Below are 16,425 nucleotides of genomic sequence, written 5' to 3' on the forward strand. Positions count from 1 at the left end.
CCACGCCTGACACCAGAGAAACCCGGGGCCGCACGCACCTTGTGCCGCCCCGGAACAATAATGACGCAGACACTGCGCCCCCGTGAAGACGGGATCAATAGCTAAGAGCCTATCCCAGTAGGCGTACATTCAGAGGGTACTATGGATTTTGAACAGATTTCCCGCTCGCTGCTTCCCCTGTTGGGAGGTAAGGAAAACATCGCCAGCGCCGCGCACTGTGCCACGCGCCTGCGTCTGGTGCTGGTCGATGACTCACTCGCCGACCAGCAGGCTATCGGCAAAATCGAAGGGGTAAAAGGTTGTTTTCGTAACGCCGGACAGATGCAGATTATTTTCGGCACCGGGGTGGTGAATAAGGTTTACGCCGCCTTTATCCAGGTGGCAGGGGTGGGCGAATCCAGTAAATCGGAAGCTGCCGATATAGCGGCGAAAAAACTGAATCCGTTCCAGCGTATCGCCCGCCTGCTGTCGAACATCTTCGTGCCGATCATTCCGGCGATCGTCGCCTCCGGCCTGCTGATGGGCCTTCTGGGAATGGTCAAAACCTACGGCTGGGTCGACCCGAGCAACGCTATCTACATTATTCTCGATATGTGCAGCTCGGCGGCGTTTATTATTCTGCCAATATTGATTGGTTTTACCGCCGCCCGGGAGTTTGGCGGTAACCCCTATCTGGGAGCAACGCTCGGCGGCATTCTGACCCACCCGGCGCTGACCAACGCCTGGGGCGTCGCGGCGGGCTTCCATACCATGAACTTTTTTGGTCTGGAAGTCGCGATGATCGGCTACCAGGGGACCGTGTTCCCGGTACTGCTGGCGGTGTGGTTTATGAGCATCGTCGAGAAGCAGCTGCGCCGGGTGATCCCAGACGCGCTGGATCTTATCCTCACGCCGTTCCTGACGGTGATTATTTCTGGCTTTATTGCCCTGCTGATTATCGGCCCGGCAGGGCGCGCGCTGGGTGACGGCATTTCGTTTGTCCTCAGCACGCTGATTACCCATGCCGGCTGGCTGGCAGGACTGCTGTTTGGCGGTCTCTATTCGGTGATCGTCATTACCGGGATCCACCACAGCTTCCACGCCATCGAGGCCGGGCTGTTGGGCAACCCGGCCATTGGCGTGAACTTCCTGCTGCCAATTTGGGCCATGGCTAACGTCGCTCAAGGGGGCGCCTGCCTGGCGGTGTGGTTTAAAACCAAAGATGCCAAAATCAAAGCCATTACCCTGCCGTCGGCATTTTCTGCGATGCTGGGGATCACCGAGGCGGCGATTTTCGGGATTAACCTGCGCTTTGTGAAGCCGTTTATCGCCGCGTTAATCGGCGGCGCGGCGGGCGGCGCCTGGGTGGTATCGATGCATGTCTATATGACGGCGGTCGGCCTGACGGCGATCCCCGGCATGGCGATCGTGCAGGCCAGCTCGCTGCTGAACTACATTATTGGGATGGTTATCGCCTTCGGCGTTGCCTTTACCGTCTCTCTGCTGCTGAAATACAAAACGGACGCTGAATAATGTCACTTCCCTCACGGCTGCCTGCGATTTTGCAGGCCGTTATGCAAGGCCAGCCGCGCGCGCTGGCCGACGAGCACTATCCTCGCTGGCACCATGCGCCGGTGACCGGACTGATGAACGATCCCAACGGCTTTGTGGCCTTCGACGGTCGCTACCACCTGTTTTATCAGTGGAACCCGCTCGCCTGCGATCATAAATTCAAGTGCTGGGCGCACTGGAGTTCTGCCGATCTGCTGCAATGGCAGCATGAACCTATCGCCCTGATGCCCGACGAAGAGTATGACCGCAACGGCTGCTACTCCGGTAGCGCGGTGGATAACAACGGGACGCTGACCCTGTGTTACACCGGTAACGTCAAATTCAGCGACGGCAGCCGGACCGCCTGGCAGTGCCTGGCGACGGAAAATGCCGACGGCACCTTCAGCAAACTGGGTCCGGTGCTGCCGCTGCCGGAAGGCTACACCGGGCACGTGCGCGACCCTAAAGTGTGGCAGCACGAGGGGCGATGGTACATGGTGCTGGGCGCCCAGGATCGGCAAAAGCACGGCAAAGTGCTGCTGTTCAGCTCCCCCGATCTGCACCAGTGGACCCACGAAGGTGAAATCGCGGGCTACGGGATTAACCATCTCGACGACGCGGGCTATATGTGGGAATGTCCGGATCTGTTTCCCCTCGGCGACCAGCAGATCCTGATTTGCTGCCCACAGGGCGTGACCCGCGAGGCGGAACGTTTTCTCAACAGCTACCCGGCGGTGTGGATGGCCGGCGATGTCGACTATGCCAGCGCCCGCTTCAGCCACGGTGAACTGCACGAGCTGGATGCCGGGTTCGAGTTTTACGCCCCGCAAACCATGCAGACTCCCGACGGCCGTCGGGTGCTGGTCGGCTGGATGGGCGTTCCGGATGGTGAAGAGATGCACCAGCCGACGCTGGCCAACGGCTGGATCCATCAGATGACCTGCCTGCGCGAACTGGAGTGGCACAACGGCACGCTGTATCAACGCCCGCTGCGCGAGCTGACCGCCCTGCGCGGCGAGGCCCACGGCTGGCAGCCGCAGCCCCTACCGTTGGAGCCGATGGAAATCGAACTGGCAACCGCCGACGACGCGGCGTTCAGCATCGATTTCGGCGGCGCATTAACGCTGGAGCGCGATGCCCACGGCATTCGTCTCGCGCGGCGCAGCCTCGTCAGCGACGAGATGCTCTATCGCTACTGGCGCGGTGATATTCAGACGCTGCGGATTTTCATCGACCGTTCAAGCGTGGAAATCTTCATTAATGACGGTGCAGGGGTAATGAGCAGCCGCTTCTTCCCACGCTATCCAGGGGAAGTCGTGTTCAACGGTGCGACGCCGGCGACATTCTGCTACTGGTCGCTGAGGTCATGCATGGTAGTATAAGCGTTTTACTTTCAGGCGCATGTTGTCGTGATGAAAACCAAACGCGTTACTATTAAAGATATCGCCGAGCTGGCGGGTGTCTCAAAGGCGACCGCCAGCCTGGTGCTGAACGGTCGCGGTAAAGAGCTCCGCGTGGCGCAGGAAACCCGCGACCGCGTGCTGGCGATCGCCCGCGAACAACATTACCAGCCCAGTATTCACGCCCGCTCGCTACGGGATAACCGTAGCCATACCATCGGCCTCGTGGTTCCTGAAATCACCAACTACGGGTTTGCCGTCTTCTCCCACGAACTGGAAATGCTCTGTCGTGAGGCTGGCGTTCAGCTGCTCATCTCCTGTACTGATGAAAATCCCGCCCAGGAGAGCATGGTGGTCAACAACATGATTGCCCGCCAGGTTGACGGGTTGATTGTCGCCTCGTGCATGCACAATGATGCCGATTACCTTAAGCTCAGCGAGCAGCTGCCGGTGGTGCTGTTCGACCGCTGCCCCAGTGAAAGCACGCTGCCGCTGGTGATGACCGACTCGGTCAGCCCGACGGCGGAACTGATTTCCCGCATTGCGCCACAGCACCGCGACGAGTTCTGGTTCCTCGGCGGGCAGCCGCGGCTGTCGCCATCGCGCGATCGCCTGGCCGGTTTTACGCAAGGGCTGGCGAACGCCGGGGTGGAGCTACGCCCCGAGTGGGTGATTAACGGCAACTATCATCCCAGCTCCGGCTACGAGATGTTTGCCTCACTCTGCGCGCGTCTCGGACGACCGCCAAAGGCGCTATTTACCGCGGCCTGCGGCCTTCTGGAAGGAGTGCTGCGCTATATGAGCCAGCACCATTTACTGGATTCCGGGATCCATCTGGCGAGCTTTGACGACCACTATCTGTACGACTCGCTGTCGCTGCGTATCGATACCGTGCAGCAGGACAACCGCCAGTTGGCCTGGCACTGCTACGACCTGATAAGCCAGCTGATTGAGGGCAACACACCCGAGCCGCTACAGCGCTACCTGCCGGCGACGCTGCAAATTCGCCATCGTTGATTTATGCATCAAGGCCGGTGATCCGCACCAGGTGGACGGTGAGCCACAGCAGCTCGTTCCCGCCGAGGGTCATATCGAGCTGGGCCTTGACGTAATCGCGGATCCGCAGCGCGCAGCGGTAGGCTTCCGGGTACTCCTTAATCACCTGCACCAGCAGAAAACTGTCTCGCGCGCCGTCCAGTTCCCCCTCCTGTAAACGCTGCAGAAAGAACTGCATATGGACCAGAAAGCGCGAGTAGTTAATCGATTCGGTGTCTATCTCCTGCTTAAAGTGGTACTGCACGAGATTAAAAATATCCTTCAGCATTTTCACCGACTGCATGGTCTGCGCCACGTCGTCCCCCTCGCTCTGGCCGTTGACCAGATGAAAAGCGATATTGCCGGCTTCCTCTTCCGGCAGTTCAATGGCGTACTGCTGGCGAATAATCGTCACCGCCTCGCTGGCGACGCGGAACTGCTGCGGGTAAAAGCGCCTGACTTCCGGCAGCAGGCGGTTTTGAATGGCGATCCCCTTGCGGCTACGCTCGATGGCAAACGTCAGGTGATCGGCGAGGGTAAAGAAAATCTGCTCGCGAACCTTGTTGGCCAGCTGCATATTGGCGCGGGAAATGATCATCGCCGCCATTTCGATAACCTCATCCGGGATCGCGGAGAGCGCCTCCAGATAGCCACTGCGTGTGCCCAGCGTCTGGGTCACGAACAGCTTCTCGATCTTCTCCGCCGCTATCTCATCTCCCGGTCGGCTGTTAAAGCCAATGCCTTTTCCCATGACGATAACCTCCCGGTTATCGTCGTCGGAAGAGAGCACCAGGCTATTATTAAGCACCTTCTGAACAATCATGGTTGAGACTCGTGGTGGTTGCCGTTTTGACGAATGACATCCTTATACCACCAGAAGCTGCGCTTGCGGATCCTTTGCAGACTCTTCAGCGCGTCCTCGCCGCGGTCGACATAAATAAAACCGTAGCGCTTGGCGTAGCCCTGGTGCGTGCTGACGACATCAATTGCCGCCCACGGGCAGTAGCCCATCAGTTCGACCCCGTCGGCAATCGCGAGGCGCATTTGCTCGATATGCGCCGCAAGGAAAGCGATGCGGTAATCATCATTCACCGTCCCGTCATGCTCCAGCTTATCCGGCGCCCCCATGCCGTTTTCACTGATCAGAATCGGCAGACCGTAGCGCTCGCACACTTTACGCAGCGTCAGGCGCAGGCCGACCGGGTCAACCACCCAGCCGTAAGGTGTTTTATCAACCCACGGATTTTCGGCCGGTCGGTAGACCCCGGTTTCCCCCAGCATAATTTGCTGATCGCCGGCGCGGGGCGCGACATCATTGCCGTCTCCCCGGCTGGCCACGATAGTGGCCGTCGAGTAGTAGTTGATGGCGATAAAATCAGGGCGCCCCTGCTGTAAGATCAAGGCATCCTCCGGCTGCACTTCCGGCGCGAGACCGCGGTCCTTTAGATAGGCCCACGCCAGGGCGTTGTAGCGCCCGTGCACCGCAACATCCAGAAAGCTCCAGCAACGCAACGTTTCCCAGTTATGCGCGGCGATGGCATCTTCCGGTTTACAGCTGCCGGCGTACATCGAGGTGGTATTGATAGCCGGGCCGATGCGCAGCCCAGGGAATTCACGGTGGCACAGGGCAAAAATCTGCGCCTGGGCCAGCATCATATGGTGGTTGTGTTGGTACAGCGCCTTTTTGTCCGGCAGCGCGCGATCGGCGGGCACGCCAATTGCACCCGGGTGGAGAATCATGGTGTTCTGTTCGTTAATCGTCAGCCACAGCGGGACCTTGTCAGCAAACTCGTTGAACAGCAGCCGGGCATAGCGGACAAATGCCTCTCCGGTCTCACGCCGCATCCAGCCCCCTTTGAGTTCCAGCGCCCACGGCAGGTCAAAGTGGTACAGCGTGACGATCGGCGTGATCTGGTGGCGGACCAGTGCATCAATCAGACGGTGGTAAAATGCCAGCCCGGCAGGATTTACCGGGCCGTCGCCGTCCGGGATCACCCGCGACCAGGCCACCGAGAAGCGGTAGGCCTTCAGCCCCATCTGCGCCATCAGAGCAACATCCTCCTCCACGCGATGATAGTGGTCGCTGGCGACACGAAAATCTGCCGTTCCCGGCGGGTGGCTGAGCATATCAACAACCGACGGCCCTTTACCGTCTTCGTTCCACGCCCCCTCAACCTGATAGGCTGAGGTCGATGCCCCCCACAAAAAACCCTCCGGGAACCGGGCCTGCTGTTGATAGATCATGCCTGAGCCTCCTTCGTGGATTGCACCATCAGCGGCTCACCATAATTCACCTGCGCGGCGGCGGTCACGCTGAGCTGGCTATGTTCGTCGCCATTGACCACAACCACCGGGGTGATCATATCGTATCCGGCACGCTCGATAGCGGCGATATCAAAGCGGATCAGTTCCTGCCCGGCCTCCACCACATCCCCGACCTTCAGCGAAGAGCTGAAGTGCTGGCCGTTGAGGTTGACGGTATCAATCCCGATATGCACCAGCAGTTCAAGTCCACTTTCATGTTGTAAACCAACCGCATGGCATGACGGCAGGAACATCATCACCTTGCCATTAAACGGCGCTTTCAGGCACCCCTCTTGCGGACGAATCGCCACCCCTTGCCCCAGCAGACCGCTGGCGAAGACATCATCGTTCACCTCGCTTAACGGCACGACCTGACCACACAGCGGGCTGAGCACCGCAATGTCACTTTCGCCTTTCGGGCTGACGGCAGGTGGTGGCGTCACGTCAGCCACTTCTTGCTCCTCGGGCGCATCTTTAAAGGCGATAAACCAGGTCAGGGTAAAGGTCACGACAATGGAAATCGCACAGGTCACCAGCGCATGGACGATGTTCATCGGATTTTCACCGATAAACGCCGGCAGCGCCGCCAGACCTGGAGAAACAAAGGCATAGCGCACCAGCCCGCTAAAGCCCGCGTACATCCCGGCGCAACCGCCGCCGATCATCGCGGCGATCATCACGCGGCGGAACTTGAGCAAGACCCCGTACAGCGCCGGTTCGGTGATGCCCAGCAGCGCGGTAAAGCCCGATGAAGAGGCCAGCTGGCGCAGGTTGCTATTTTTGGTTTTCAGCGCCACGCACAGCGTCGCAGCGCCCATCGCCACGTTTGACGCCAGCATCCCCGGGCCGTTAATCATTTCGAAGCCATTTTTGCTGAGCTGCCCGGTGGCAATCGGCGTCATCGCCCAGGCGGTGCCGGTAATAATCAGGAAGGGTTGCAGGGTGCCCATCAGCATCGGAATTAACCAACTGGCGTGGCGGTCGATAGCGCCTGCCCCGGCGGCAACCAGATCGTTAAGTAAAATGCCCGCCGGCCCCACCACCACCAGCGCCAGCGGCGCGGTGATCAACAGGATCAGCATCGGCTTAATGAAAAACTTGATAATCGAGGGCGACACTTTTTCGGCAAAGCGCTCCACCCACGACATCAACCACACCGTCAGGATTATCGGCAGCACCGACCCGGCATAATCAGAAAGCAGCACGTTAATGCCGACAAAATCAACCGCTTTACCGGCCGCCAGCATCTGGCCGATGCCCGGATGCAGCAGCACGCCGGCGAGGGTCATCGCCAGAATCGGGTTGCATTCAAACTTCAGCGACGCTCCGTAGGCCAGCAGTACCGGCAGGAAGAAAAAAGCGGCATCGGCGATAATATTCAGCAGCTGGTATGTCGAGCTGGTTTCGCTAATCAGTCCCGTTAGCTTGAGAATGGCCAGCAGCGCTTTGATCATCCCCGCGCCGGTTATTGCCGGAATGACCGGGGTGAAAGTGGTGGAAATGACGCTGATAATGCGCGCGACGATACCCGCCGGTTTGCCGTTTTTATCAGCGCCTGCCGGGTTTTTCTTCTCCGGCAGCGCTTTATTAAGCAAGCGGTACACCTGCTGCACTTCATTGCCGATGACTATCTGGAACTGGCCGCCTTTCTCCACCACGCTGATCACGCCGGGAATCGAGCCAATCTGGGCATCGTTGACCTGCGCGCGGTCGTTAAACTCCATGCGCAGCCGGGTCGCGCAGTGGGTGAGCATACGGATATTTTCCGCACCGCCCACCGAGTGAAGGATTTTTTCTGCTGTTTCGTTATAGTTCATAGTATTCCCTGGTGTTGGGGCAAAAAAAAAGACCAAAACAGAGACGCTCCCCACTGTACGGGAGAGCATTCCTATTTTGGTCTTGCCTGCTTTCGCAGTAGCACGCCATCATAAAAATGGGTTATTTCGGCGGATTATCTAAGTGGCCTTTGCCGATTTCAATGATGACCGAACAAAAGTGTGAACTGGATTAAGTAAATTCTTAAGCGAATACATCTTCCAGCAAGGAGGCTAATCAATGAAAAAATACAGCTACCCATGGTTAATATCCGTCACCGTCGTGACCCTGCTGGTGATTTTTTTCAGCGTGACATGGCGAGTCGAAATCGATCGGGTCACGTTTCTCTATCCGGCCATGATCCGCGATATGCTGTATGTTGCCCTGGGGCTGGCGCTGTTGGGCAGCGCGTTGTTTATCTGGTTTATCATCCGCAAGGGCGACACGCGTAACACCTCTCCTCGCCAGTGGTTGACCGTCGCGGGCGGCAGTGTGTTGTTGGCCTTTGGCCTGGCGATGCTGATCCAACATGTGATACTGACCACCCTGACCTGGCTGCTGCCCGGCGAGGAGTCCACCTATACCGTACCCTACCAGTATACCTCCGGCGGGTCGCGCAGCTGCTCCGGAGCCTACGTTGAAGATCCGCAGCTGCAAAAAGAGATCCGCATCTGCTATCCCTTTGGCTACTATCCCGATGACAACCGGATTACGGTTATAAAACGCAGCAACGCGCTGGGCATCGTTATCCTCTATGCGCAAACTTCCACGCTGGATGAGTAGCCAGCTACCCCAGGGCCTGCTGGCGTAACCAGCTCTGTAAGCGCTTCGCATTCGCCGTCATATCACTGTCCTGACGAACGCAAAGGTAGTAATCCCGGCCATCGTCGATCGTGGCATCGATGATTTTCACCAGCTCTCCGCTGTTCAGGTAGGGGGCGATTAGCGGCTCCCGCATCAGGGCGCAGCCGAGGCCCGCCTGAACGCCCGCCAGGGTCAACAGACCATCTTCAAACAGCGGTCCCGTCGAGCGCGGCGGGCGTTTTACCCCTTGCTGAACAAACCACTGATTCCACGTCGTGCGCTCCTCGTCATGGAGCAACGGCATCTGCAGCAGCTGTTCCGGCGTATCAATATGTCCGTGCAGGCGAATAAACGCCCGGCTACATACCGGCACCATTCTGCCGGATATCAACTTTTCGCTCTGATATCCGGCCCACTGCCCGTCGCCAAAACGAATCGACATGTCCGATGCATCGCTCAAATAGTTGCGATGGTTGGCATACACCACGTTGATTTCGGTTTGGGGATTGGCGTGGACAAAAGACGGCAGGCGAGGAATAAACCAGCCCATCCCGAACAGTGGGATCAGGCTGATCGTGACCTGCTGAGTTTGTACCTGATCCACCAGATGCTCGGTGGCCTGGCGCAGTACATTAAACGCCGCGCGGATCGAGCGATAATACTCCCTGCCCTGCTGGCTCAGGGTCAGCCGCCGGCCCTGTCTTTCAGTCAGCGAAATTTTCAGGTACTCCTCCAGCACTTTCAGCTGATGGCTCACCGCCGAAGGCGAGATAGCCAGCTCCCGAGCGGCCTGCGTCACGCTGCCCAGGCGGGCGATAGCCTCAAACGCGCGCACCGCACGCAGCGGCGGATCGTTGGTCAACGTGCTTTCCGTAGTGAGTTCCGGCCCCGTCAATGATTCTGCTTTTTTCATATATTGATTTTCTTAGTGCAGTACAGGTTTTTGCCATTCATTTAATATGATTAAAAATCATAAAGATACAAATAATCACAAACTTCATAAGAAAGAATATATCCGTATTTTACAATTTAATTCATTTATTAGATGGTAGCCGTAATTTGAGCTCATTGTCGGGTTATTCAGTTGGACACTCTCATACAACAACTTATCAACGGGGTCATGCTCGGCAGCATCTATGCCCTGATCGCGCTGGGCTATACCATGGTGTATGGCATTCTGCGCATTATTAACTTCGCCCACGGCGATATCCTGATGGTGGGGGCGTTGACCACGCTTTCCGGGATGAATGCCCTGAATGCCCATTTCCCCGGCCTGTCGCCGCTGGCGCAGCTGATTCTGGCATTGATGCTGGCCATGATCGTTTGCGGCCTGCTGGCAATGGCGGTGGAGCGCTTTGCCTACCGTCGACTGCGCAACGCTCCGCGCCTGGCGCCGCTGATCTCCGGGATCGGCGTTTCGGTGCTGCTGCAAACCGTGGCGATGATCGTCTGGTCCCGTAATCCCCTGATGTTTCCGCAGATCCTGCCGATGGATCCCATTGCCGTAACCCAGGGCAGCGTTGGACATCCGCCGGCGATCGTCACCGTGACCGGCATCGTCACCGTTGTACTGGCGCTGGCGGTGATGTTGGGCCTGTGGCTGCTGGTGGAATTCACCCGCTTAGGTCGCGGCATGCGCGCGGTCGCGGAAAACCCGCGTATCGCCACGTTAATGGGGGTTAACCCGAACGCCATTATTGCCCTGACCTTTGCCATTGGCGGCGCGTTTGCGGCCCTGGCCGGCGTCATGATGGCCAGCAACTACGGCAATGCCAGCTTCTCGATGGGCTTTCTGCCCGGCATTAAAGCATTTACCGCTGCGGTACTCGGTGGCATCGGCAACATTCGTGGAGCTATGGTCGGCGGCCTGCTGCTGGGCCTGATCGAATCCCTGGGCGCCGGTTATCTCGGCGATCTGACCAACGGCGTCTTCGGCAGCAACTATCAGGATATCTTCGCCTTTATGGTGCTGATTCTGGTGCTGGTCTTCCGCCCTGCCGGTTTGCTCGGCGAACGCGTCGCGCACCGGGCTTAGGAGAGAATAATGACAACAGCACAACTCGCTACACCAGACACCTCCTGCCGCCTGTGGTCCGGTATGACCCTGTTCATCTGCGCGCTGCTGATCGCCCCCGTCGTCGCCAGCCAGCTTGGCGGTAACTACTGGGTGCGGGTCATCGACTTCGCCCTGCTGTACATCATGCTGGCGCTGGGGCTGAACATCGTGGTCGGCTACACCGGCCTGCTGGATATGGGCTTTATCGCCTTTTACGCCGTCGGCGCCTATCTGGCAGCACTGCTGGCCTCGCCGCATCTGCTGGACGTGTTCCCAGTCTTAAATCAGTGGTTCCCGGACGGCCTGCACACCTCGTGGCTGGTGATTATTCCGCTCGCCGCGCTGGTGGCGGCGGGCTGCGGTATCGTGCTGGGTGCGCCAACGCTGAAGCTGCGCGGCGACTACCTGGCTATCGTCACCCTCGGGTTCGGTGAAATTATCCGTATCCTGATGCGCAACCTCGACCGCCCGGTCAACATTACCAACGGCGCCAAAGGTATTTCCGGGGTCGATACGCTGAATCTGTTCGGCCTGAAGTTTAGCGGCGTCTATCACTGGTTCGGTTTTAAAATCCCGGCGCTGTGGCTGTGGTACTACCTGCTGATGCTGGTCATCGTGGTGATTATTTTCGTCTGCCTGCGCCTGCAGCATTCGCGTATCGGCCGCGCCTGGCACGCCATTCGTGAAGACGAAGACGTCGCCCGCGCCATGGGTATTAATCTGCGCAACTACAAGCTGCTGGCCTTCGCCATCGGTGCTTCTTTTGGCGGCATCGCCGGGGCACTGTTCGGCGCATTTCAGGGCTTTGTTTCGCCGGAGTCCTTCACCCTACAAGAGTCGATTGCGGTGCTGGCGATGGTGGTGCTGGGCGGAATGGGCCACATTCCGGGGGTGATCCTTGGCGCGGTGTTGCTCACTGCGCTACCGGAGCTGCTGCGTAGCCAGGCCGCCCCGCTACAACAGGCGCTATTTGGCGAAGTGCTGATCGACCCGGAAATTCTGCGCCAGCTCTTTTATGGCCTGGCGCTGGTGCTGGTGATGCTGCTCCGCCCGCAGGGCATCTGGCCTGCGCGTCATCAAGGAGCCAAAGCATGAGCCTGTTAAGCGTACGCCATATGTCCAAGCGCTTCGGTGGCCTGACGGCCGTCGATAACGTGTCGCTGACGATCGATGATGGCGAAATCTATGGCCTGATTGGCCCTAACGGCGCGGGAAAAACCACCTGCTTTAACCTGATTACCGGACTGTACCCGGCGGACAGCGGCGAATTTGCCATCGCCGGAGAGCCCTATTCGCCGAAAAATATTGAGAAGGTCACCGCCGCCGGTATCGCCCGTACCTTTCAGAATGTGCGGCTGTTCAACGAAATGTCGGTGCTGGAAAACGTGATGGTTGGCCGTCACGTGCGTACCCGCAACGGTCTGTGGGCCGCCCTCTCCCGCCATAAACGCGCCCGTGCCGAAGAGGCGCAGACCCGTGAACTGGCGTGGCACTGGCTGGAGTATACCGGCATCGTGCAGTTCGCCCACTACCGCGCCTGCGACCTCGCCTATGGCCACCAGCGTCGGCTGGAGATTGCCCGTGCGCTGGCCACCGATCCGCGCCTGCTGGCGCTGGATGAACCCGCCGCCGGCATGAACGCCGCCGAGAAGATGGCCCTTGGCGAACTGCTGCTGCGCATTCGCGACGACGGCAAAACGCTGCTGATGATTGAGCATGACGTCAAGCTGGTGATGGGGATCTGCGATCGCCTGATGGTGCTGGATTACGGCAAAACGTTAACCAGCGGCACGCCGGATACCGTTCGCCGCGATCCGGCCGTGATCGCCGCCTGGCTGGGAGGCAATATCCATGTCTGATTTATTAACCGTTAGCCAGCTTGGCGTCCATTACGGCGGCATCCAGGCGGTACGCGACGTCTCCTTCAGCGTTAAAGAGGGTGAGCAGACCACGCTGATCGGCGCCAACGGTGCAGGCAAAAGCTCAACCGTTCGCGCCATTACCGGGCTGGAGCCCTTTAGCGGCGACATCCTGTTCAACGGCAAGCCGATACGAAAGCGTCGGGCCGAGGCCCTGCTGCGCGAAGGGTTGGTGATGGTGCCGGAAGGACGCGGCATCTTTGCCCGTATGACGGTGCTGGAAAACCTGCAAATGGGCGCCTGGCTACGTCGCGATAGCGCCGCGGTCCGTCAGGAAATGAGCGACATTTTCGCCGCCTTCCCGCGTCTTGCCGAGCGTCAACATCAGCTGGCCGGACTGCTGTCCGGCGGTGAACAACAGCTGCTGGCGCTTAACCGCGCCCTGCTCAGCCAGCCGCGTCTGCTGATCCTCGACGAACCGTCGATGGGTCTGGCGCCGTTGATGATAGAGAACATTTTTCGGGTGATTGCCACCCTGCGCCAGCGTGGCGTGGCCCTGCTGTTGATTGAGCAGAACGCCCGTCTGGCGCTGGAGGCGACCGACAGCGCCTGGGTCATGGACAGCGGCAGCATTGTCGAGCGCGGTCCGTCGCAGACGCTGCTTGCCGATGACCGGATTGCGCAAATTTATTTGGGCGAAATGCCCGCTTAACACACCAACCAGCCTCAGGGAAAAACAATGAAAACAGTAAAAATCAGTGCGCTCAGTGCCGCTATTCTGCTCAGTGGTTTTGCCTCATCCGCCGCGTGGGCGCAGGCACAAGAAACCGTCATCATTGGCCTGGCGGGTCCGCTGACCGGCCCTTCCGCACGTATCGGTAAGGACCTGGAAAACGGCGCGCAGCTCGCCATTGACGACATCAACAAGCAGCACCCGACCATCGGCGGCAAAGCGGTAACCTTCAAGCTGCAATCCGAAGACGATCAGTCCGACCCGCGTACTGCCGTTGCCGTCGCCCAGCGCCTGGTCGACAGCGGCGTCGCTGGCGTAGTCGGTCACTGGAACACCGGCACCAGCATTCCCGCCGCGCGCGTCTATCATGATGCCGGGATTGCCCAGGTGGCGCCGGTCGCCACCGGGCACGCCTATACTAAACAAAGATTCGACACCAGCTTCCGCGTCATGGGCCACGACGATGACGGCGGCCAGTTTGCCGGACAGTACGCGGTACAAACCCTGAAAGCTAAACGCATTGCGGTCATCGATGACCGTACCGCCTTCGGTCAGGGACTGGCGGATGAGTTTATTAAGTCGCTGGAAGCGCAGGGAATAAAAATCGTCGATCGCCAGTACGTTGACGACAAAACCGTGGACTTCAGCGCCGTACTGACCGCCATTCGCAGCAAAAATGCCGACCTGATTTTCTTCGGCGGCGTCGATAGCCAGGCCGCACCGCTGGCGCGCCGCATCAAACAGTTGGGCATGAACGCCACTCTGATGGGCGCGGGCGGTTTTGTCAGCCAGACCTTCCTCCAGCTGGCGCAGAAAGAGGGCGACGGCGTGGTCGCACTGGAGCCGGGACTGCCGGTCGACCAGATGCCCGGCGGCAAAGCGTTCGAACAAGCCTATCAGGCACGCTACCACACCCACATCGAACTACATGCCCCGTTCGCCTACGACGCCACCCGCGTGCTGGTCGCAGCGATGGAAAAAGCCGACTCCGTCGACCCGGCCGACTATCTGCCCGCGCTACGCGCCATTAGCTATTCCGGCGTCACCGGACAAATCGCCTTTGATAAAGAGGGCAACCTGAAAGCGCCAACCTTTACCGTTTACAAAGTCGTCGACGGTAAATGGCAGCCGCAAACCGTACTCGGCGGCGCAAAAACGCAGTAACGCAGTGAGGCAATGTGATGAGTGATAATAATGAGCTGGGCATTCTCGCCCGCCGCAAAATTGAAGCAGAAATAATCAAGCCGATTTACGACATCCTGGTGCGCGAGATAGGTAAAGCGCGCGCCCAGGCCGTCATCGGCGAAGCCATTGAAAACGCCGCCATTGAGGCGGGAAAAACCTTTGCCAGTCAGGAACCTGACGGCGCGAATATCCAGAGCTTTGTCGCCCTGCAATATCTGTGGGAGAAAGACAACGCCCTGGAGGTCAAGGTGCTGGACGCCGACGACCAGCAGTATAACTACAACGTCAACCGCTGCCGTTACGCCGAGATGTATCACGAGATGGGGCTGGGGGAGATTGGCCACCTGCTCTCCTGCGCCCGCGATGACAAATTTATCGTCGGCTACGCGCCGGAGGTGGAGTTGACCCGCACCACCACCATTATGCAGGGCGGCTCGTGCTGCGACTTTCGCTATCGCGTGAAAAAGGACAAACCATGATAACCGTCAACGGCGAGCGCCTGTGGTCAACGCTTAACGATATGGCGAGGATTGGTGCCACGCCGGCCGGTGGCGTGACCCGACTGACGCTCAGCGACGAGGATCGCCGGGCGCGCGACCTGCTGCGCGAGTGGGCGCGTGAGGCCGGTTTTCCCTGCGAAGTCGATAGCATGGGCAATATGTTTATCCGCCGCGCCGGTAAAAATTCGCAGCTGGCCCCGGTGTTGACCGGCTCACACGTCGATTCTCAACCGCTCGGCGGCCGCTATGACGGTATTTACGGCGTGCTGGCCGGACTGGAAGCGCTGCGCACGCTTAACGATCGCGGCGTTGAGACCGAACGCGATATTCTGCTGGTCAACTGGACGAACGAGGAAGGCGCGCGCTTTGCCCCGGCGATGCTCGCCTCCGGCGTCTGGGCCGGGCAGTTCAGCGAAGCCTTCGCGCTGGCCCGAGAAGATCGCGATGGCATCAGCGTCGGCGCGGCGCTGGAGGCTATCGGCTATCGCGGCGACCGCCCGACCGCCGCCTTCCCGCTGCACGCCTGCTACGAAGTGCATATCGAACAGGGACCGATTCTGGAAGAGGAAGGTATTGATATCGGCCTCGTCCACGCGGCGATGGGCCAGCGTTGGTTCAACGTCTCGCTGGAGGGTTTTTCCGCCCACGCCGGAACCACGCCGATGGGCAGCCGTCGCGATGCGTTGACCGCCTTCGCCGAACTGGCGCTGGCGGTTGAGCAAATCGGCATCGCTCACCACCCCGACGGCCGGGCGACCATCGGGATGGTGCAGGTGATCCCAGGCTCGCGCAATGTAGTGCCGGGACGCGTGGAGTGCAGCGTCGAGTTTCGCCATCCGCAGACCCCGGCGCTGGAAGCTATGGAGCTGGCGCTGCATCGTGCCGCTGAAGCGCTGGCAGCGCGCGGCGTGGCGGCAAACGTCGAGCGGATTTTCGATTACGCCCCCATTTCCTTTGATGCCGGGTGCCTCGCACGTAGCGAGCAGGCGGTCGCGGCGCTGGGCTACAGCGCCAGACCGATGGTCTCCGGCGCCGGCCACGATACCTGCTATATCAGCAAGGTTGCGCCCGCCAGCATGATTTTTATCCCTTGCGAGAAGGGGGTGAGTCATAACGAAGCGGAGAACATTCAGCCCGCCTGGGCAGAGAAAGGGGCCAACGTGCTGCTGCACAGCCTGGTGCTCGCCGCGTCGCAAAAGTAACC

15 protein-coding genes are annotated in these 16,425 nt (G+C 59.3%); 11 read left to right on the top strand and 4 right to left on the bottom strand.

The window, feature by feature from the left end; genetic code table 11:
• The first annotated feature begins 141 nt into the window (after positions 1 to 141).
• The 3 genes from ACMYSP_RS06420 to ACMYSP_RS06430 are packed head-to-tail and all read left to right on the top strand — an operon-like array spanning position 142 to position 3,947.
• Positions 142 to 1,512 carry a sucrose-specific PTS transporter subunit IIBC gene (locus ACMYSP_RS06420; RefSeq protein ID WP_434586040.1) on the top strand — a complete coding sequence of 457 codons (1,371 nt, stop codon included), beginning with the start codon at positions 142 to 144 and terminating at the stop codon, positions 1,510 to 1,512.
• Positions 1,512 to 2,912, top strand: coding sequence for a sucrose-6-phosphate hydrolase (locus tag ACMYSP_RS06425; protein WP_434586041.1), 1,401 nt, complete (start codon positions 1,512 to 1,514; stop codon positions 2,910 to 2,912). The genes ACMYSP_RS06420 and ACMYSP_RS06425 overlap by 1 nt, the downstream gene beginning before the upstream one ends.
• Positions 2,913 to 2,942: 30 nt before the next feature.
• The gene (locus tag ACMYSP_RS06430) at positions 2,943 to 3,947 is read left to right on the top strand and encodes a LacI family DNA-binding transcriptional regulator (RefSeq protein WP_434587029.1); all 1,005 of its coding nucleotides are present in this window, start codon (positions 2,943 to 2,945) and stop codon (positions 3,945 to 3,947) included.
• Position 3,948: 1 nt separating this feature from the next.
• On the opposite strand, the gene licT is transcribed toward ACMYSP_RS06430, so the two are convergent.
• The 3 genes from licT to ACMYSP_RS06445 are packed head-to-tail and all read right to left on the bottom strand — an operon-like array spanning position 3,949 to position 8,086.
• Positions 3,949 to 4,788 carry a BglG family transcription antiterminator LicT gene (gene licT, locus ACMYSP_RS06435; protein WP_434586042.1) on the bottom strand — a complete coding sequence of 280 codons (840 nt, stop codon included), beginning with the start codon at positions 4,786 to 4,788 and terminating at the stop codon, positions 3,949 to 3,951.
• Positions 4,785 to 6,209 (bottom strand): glycoside hydrolase family 1 protein, encoded by a 1,425-nt coding sequence (locus ACMYSP_RS06440; protein WP_434586043.1) that lies wholly within the window; start codon positions 6,207 to 6,209, stop codon positions 4,785 to 4,787. The genes licT and ACMYSP_RS06440 overlap by 4 nt, the downstream gene beginning before the upstream one ends.
• Positions 6,206 to 8,086 carry a beta-glucoside-specific PTS transporter subunit IIABC gene (locus ACMYSP_RS06445; protein ID WP_434586044.1) on the bottom strand — a complete coding sequence of 627 codons (1,881 nt, stop codon included), beginning with the start codon at positions 8,084 to 8,086 and terminating at the stop codon, positions 6,206 to 6,208. Before ACMYSP_RS06445 ends, ACMYSP_RS06440 begins: the two co-directional genes overlap by 4 nt.
• A gap of 238 nt (positions 8,087 to 8,324) precedes the next feature.
• On the opposite strand from ACMYSP_RS06445, the gene ACMYSP_RS06450 reads away from it, so the two are divergent.
• Complete coding sequence (locus ACMYSP_RS06450) at positions 8,325 to 8,867, top strand: hypothetical protein (RefSeq protein WP_434586045.1); 543 nt, start codon at positions 8,325 to 8,327, stop codon at positions 8,865 to 8,867.
• Positions 8,868 to 8,871: 4 nt separating this feature from the next.
• On the opposite strand, the gene ACMYSP_RS06455 is transcribed toward ACMYSP_RS06450, so the two are convergent.
• On the bottom strand, positions 8,872 to 9,801 hold the full coding sequence (locus tag ACMYSP_RS06455) for a LysR substrate-binding domain-containing protein (RefSeq protein ID WP_434586046.1): 930 nt from the start codon (positions 9,799 to 9,801) through the stop codon (positions 8,872 to 8,874).
• Positions 9,802 to 10,008: 207 nt separating this feature from the next.
• Between ACMYSP_RS06455 and ACMYSP_RS06460 the strand changes: the two genes are divergently transcribed.
• From ACMYSP_RS06460 to ACMYSP_RS06490, 7 genes are read left to right on the top strand one after another with little or no spacing between them, the layout of a single operon-like run.
• On the top strand, positions 10,009 to 10,923 hold the full coding sequence (locus tag ACMYSP_RS06460) for a branched-chain amino acid ABC transporter permease (protein ID WP_434587030.1): 915 nt from the start codon (positions 10,009 to 10,011) through the stop codon (positions 10,921 to 10,923).
• Positions 10,924 to 10,932: 9 nt separating this feature from the next.
• On the top strand, positions 10,933 to 12,039 hold the full coding sequence (locus ACMYSP_RS06465; protein ID WP_434586047.1) for a branched-chain amino acid ABC transporter permease: 1,107 nt from the start codon (positions 10,933 to 10,935) through the stop codon (positions 12,037 to 12,039).
• Positions 12,036 to 12,803 carry an ABC transporter ATP-binding protein gene (locus ACMYSP_RS06470; protein WP_434586048.1) on the top strand — a complete coding sequence of 256 codons (768 nt, stop codon included), beginning with the start codon at positions 12,036 to 12,038 and terminating at the stop codon, positions 12,801 to 12,803. The genes ACMYSP_RS06465 and ACMYSP_RS06470 overlap by 4 nt, the downstream gene beginning before the upstream one ends.
• A complete protein-coding gene (locus tag ACMYSP_RS06475) occupies positions 12,796 to 13,515 on the top strand; it encodes an ABC transporter ATP-binding protein (RefSeq protein ID WP_434586049.1) in 720 nt (239 codons plus the stop codon). Before ACMYSP_RS06470 ends, ACMYSP_RS06475 begins: the two co-directional genes overlap by 8 nt.
• A gap of 27 nt (positions 13,516 to 13,542) precedes the next feature.
• A complete protein-coding gene (locus ACMYSP_RS06480) occupies positions 13,543 to 14,700 on the top strand; it encodes a branched-chain amino acid ABC transporter substrate-binding protein (protein WP_434586050.1) in 1,158 nt (385 codons plus the stop codon).
• A gap of 17 nt (positions 14,701 to 14,717) precedes the next feature.
• Entirely contained in the window at positions 14,718 to 15,200 is a 483-nt protein-coding gene (locus tag ACMYSP_RS06485; RefSeq protein WP_434586051.1) for an L-2-amino-thiazoline-4-carboxylic acid hydrolase, read from the top strand.
• Complete coding sequence (locus ACMYSP_RS06490; RefSeq protein ID WP_434586052.1) at positions 15,197 to 16,423, top strand: Zn-dependent hydrolase; 1,227 nt, start codon at positions 15,197 to 15,199, stop codon at positions 16,421 to 16,423. Before ACMYSP_RS06485 ends, ACMYSP_RS06490 begins: the two co-directional genes overlap by 4 nt.
• The last annotated feature ends 2 nt before the right edge of the window (positions 16,424 to 16,425 follow it).

Origin of the sequence: Klebsiella sp. R390 (assembly GCF_051131745.1) — a bacterium.
Lineage (GTDB): Bacteria > Pseudomonadota > Gammaproteobacteria > Enterobacterales > Enterobacteriaceae > Klebsiella.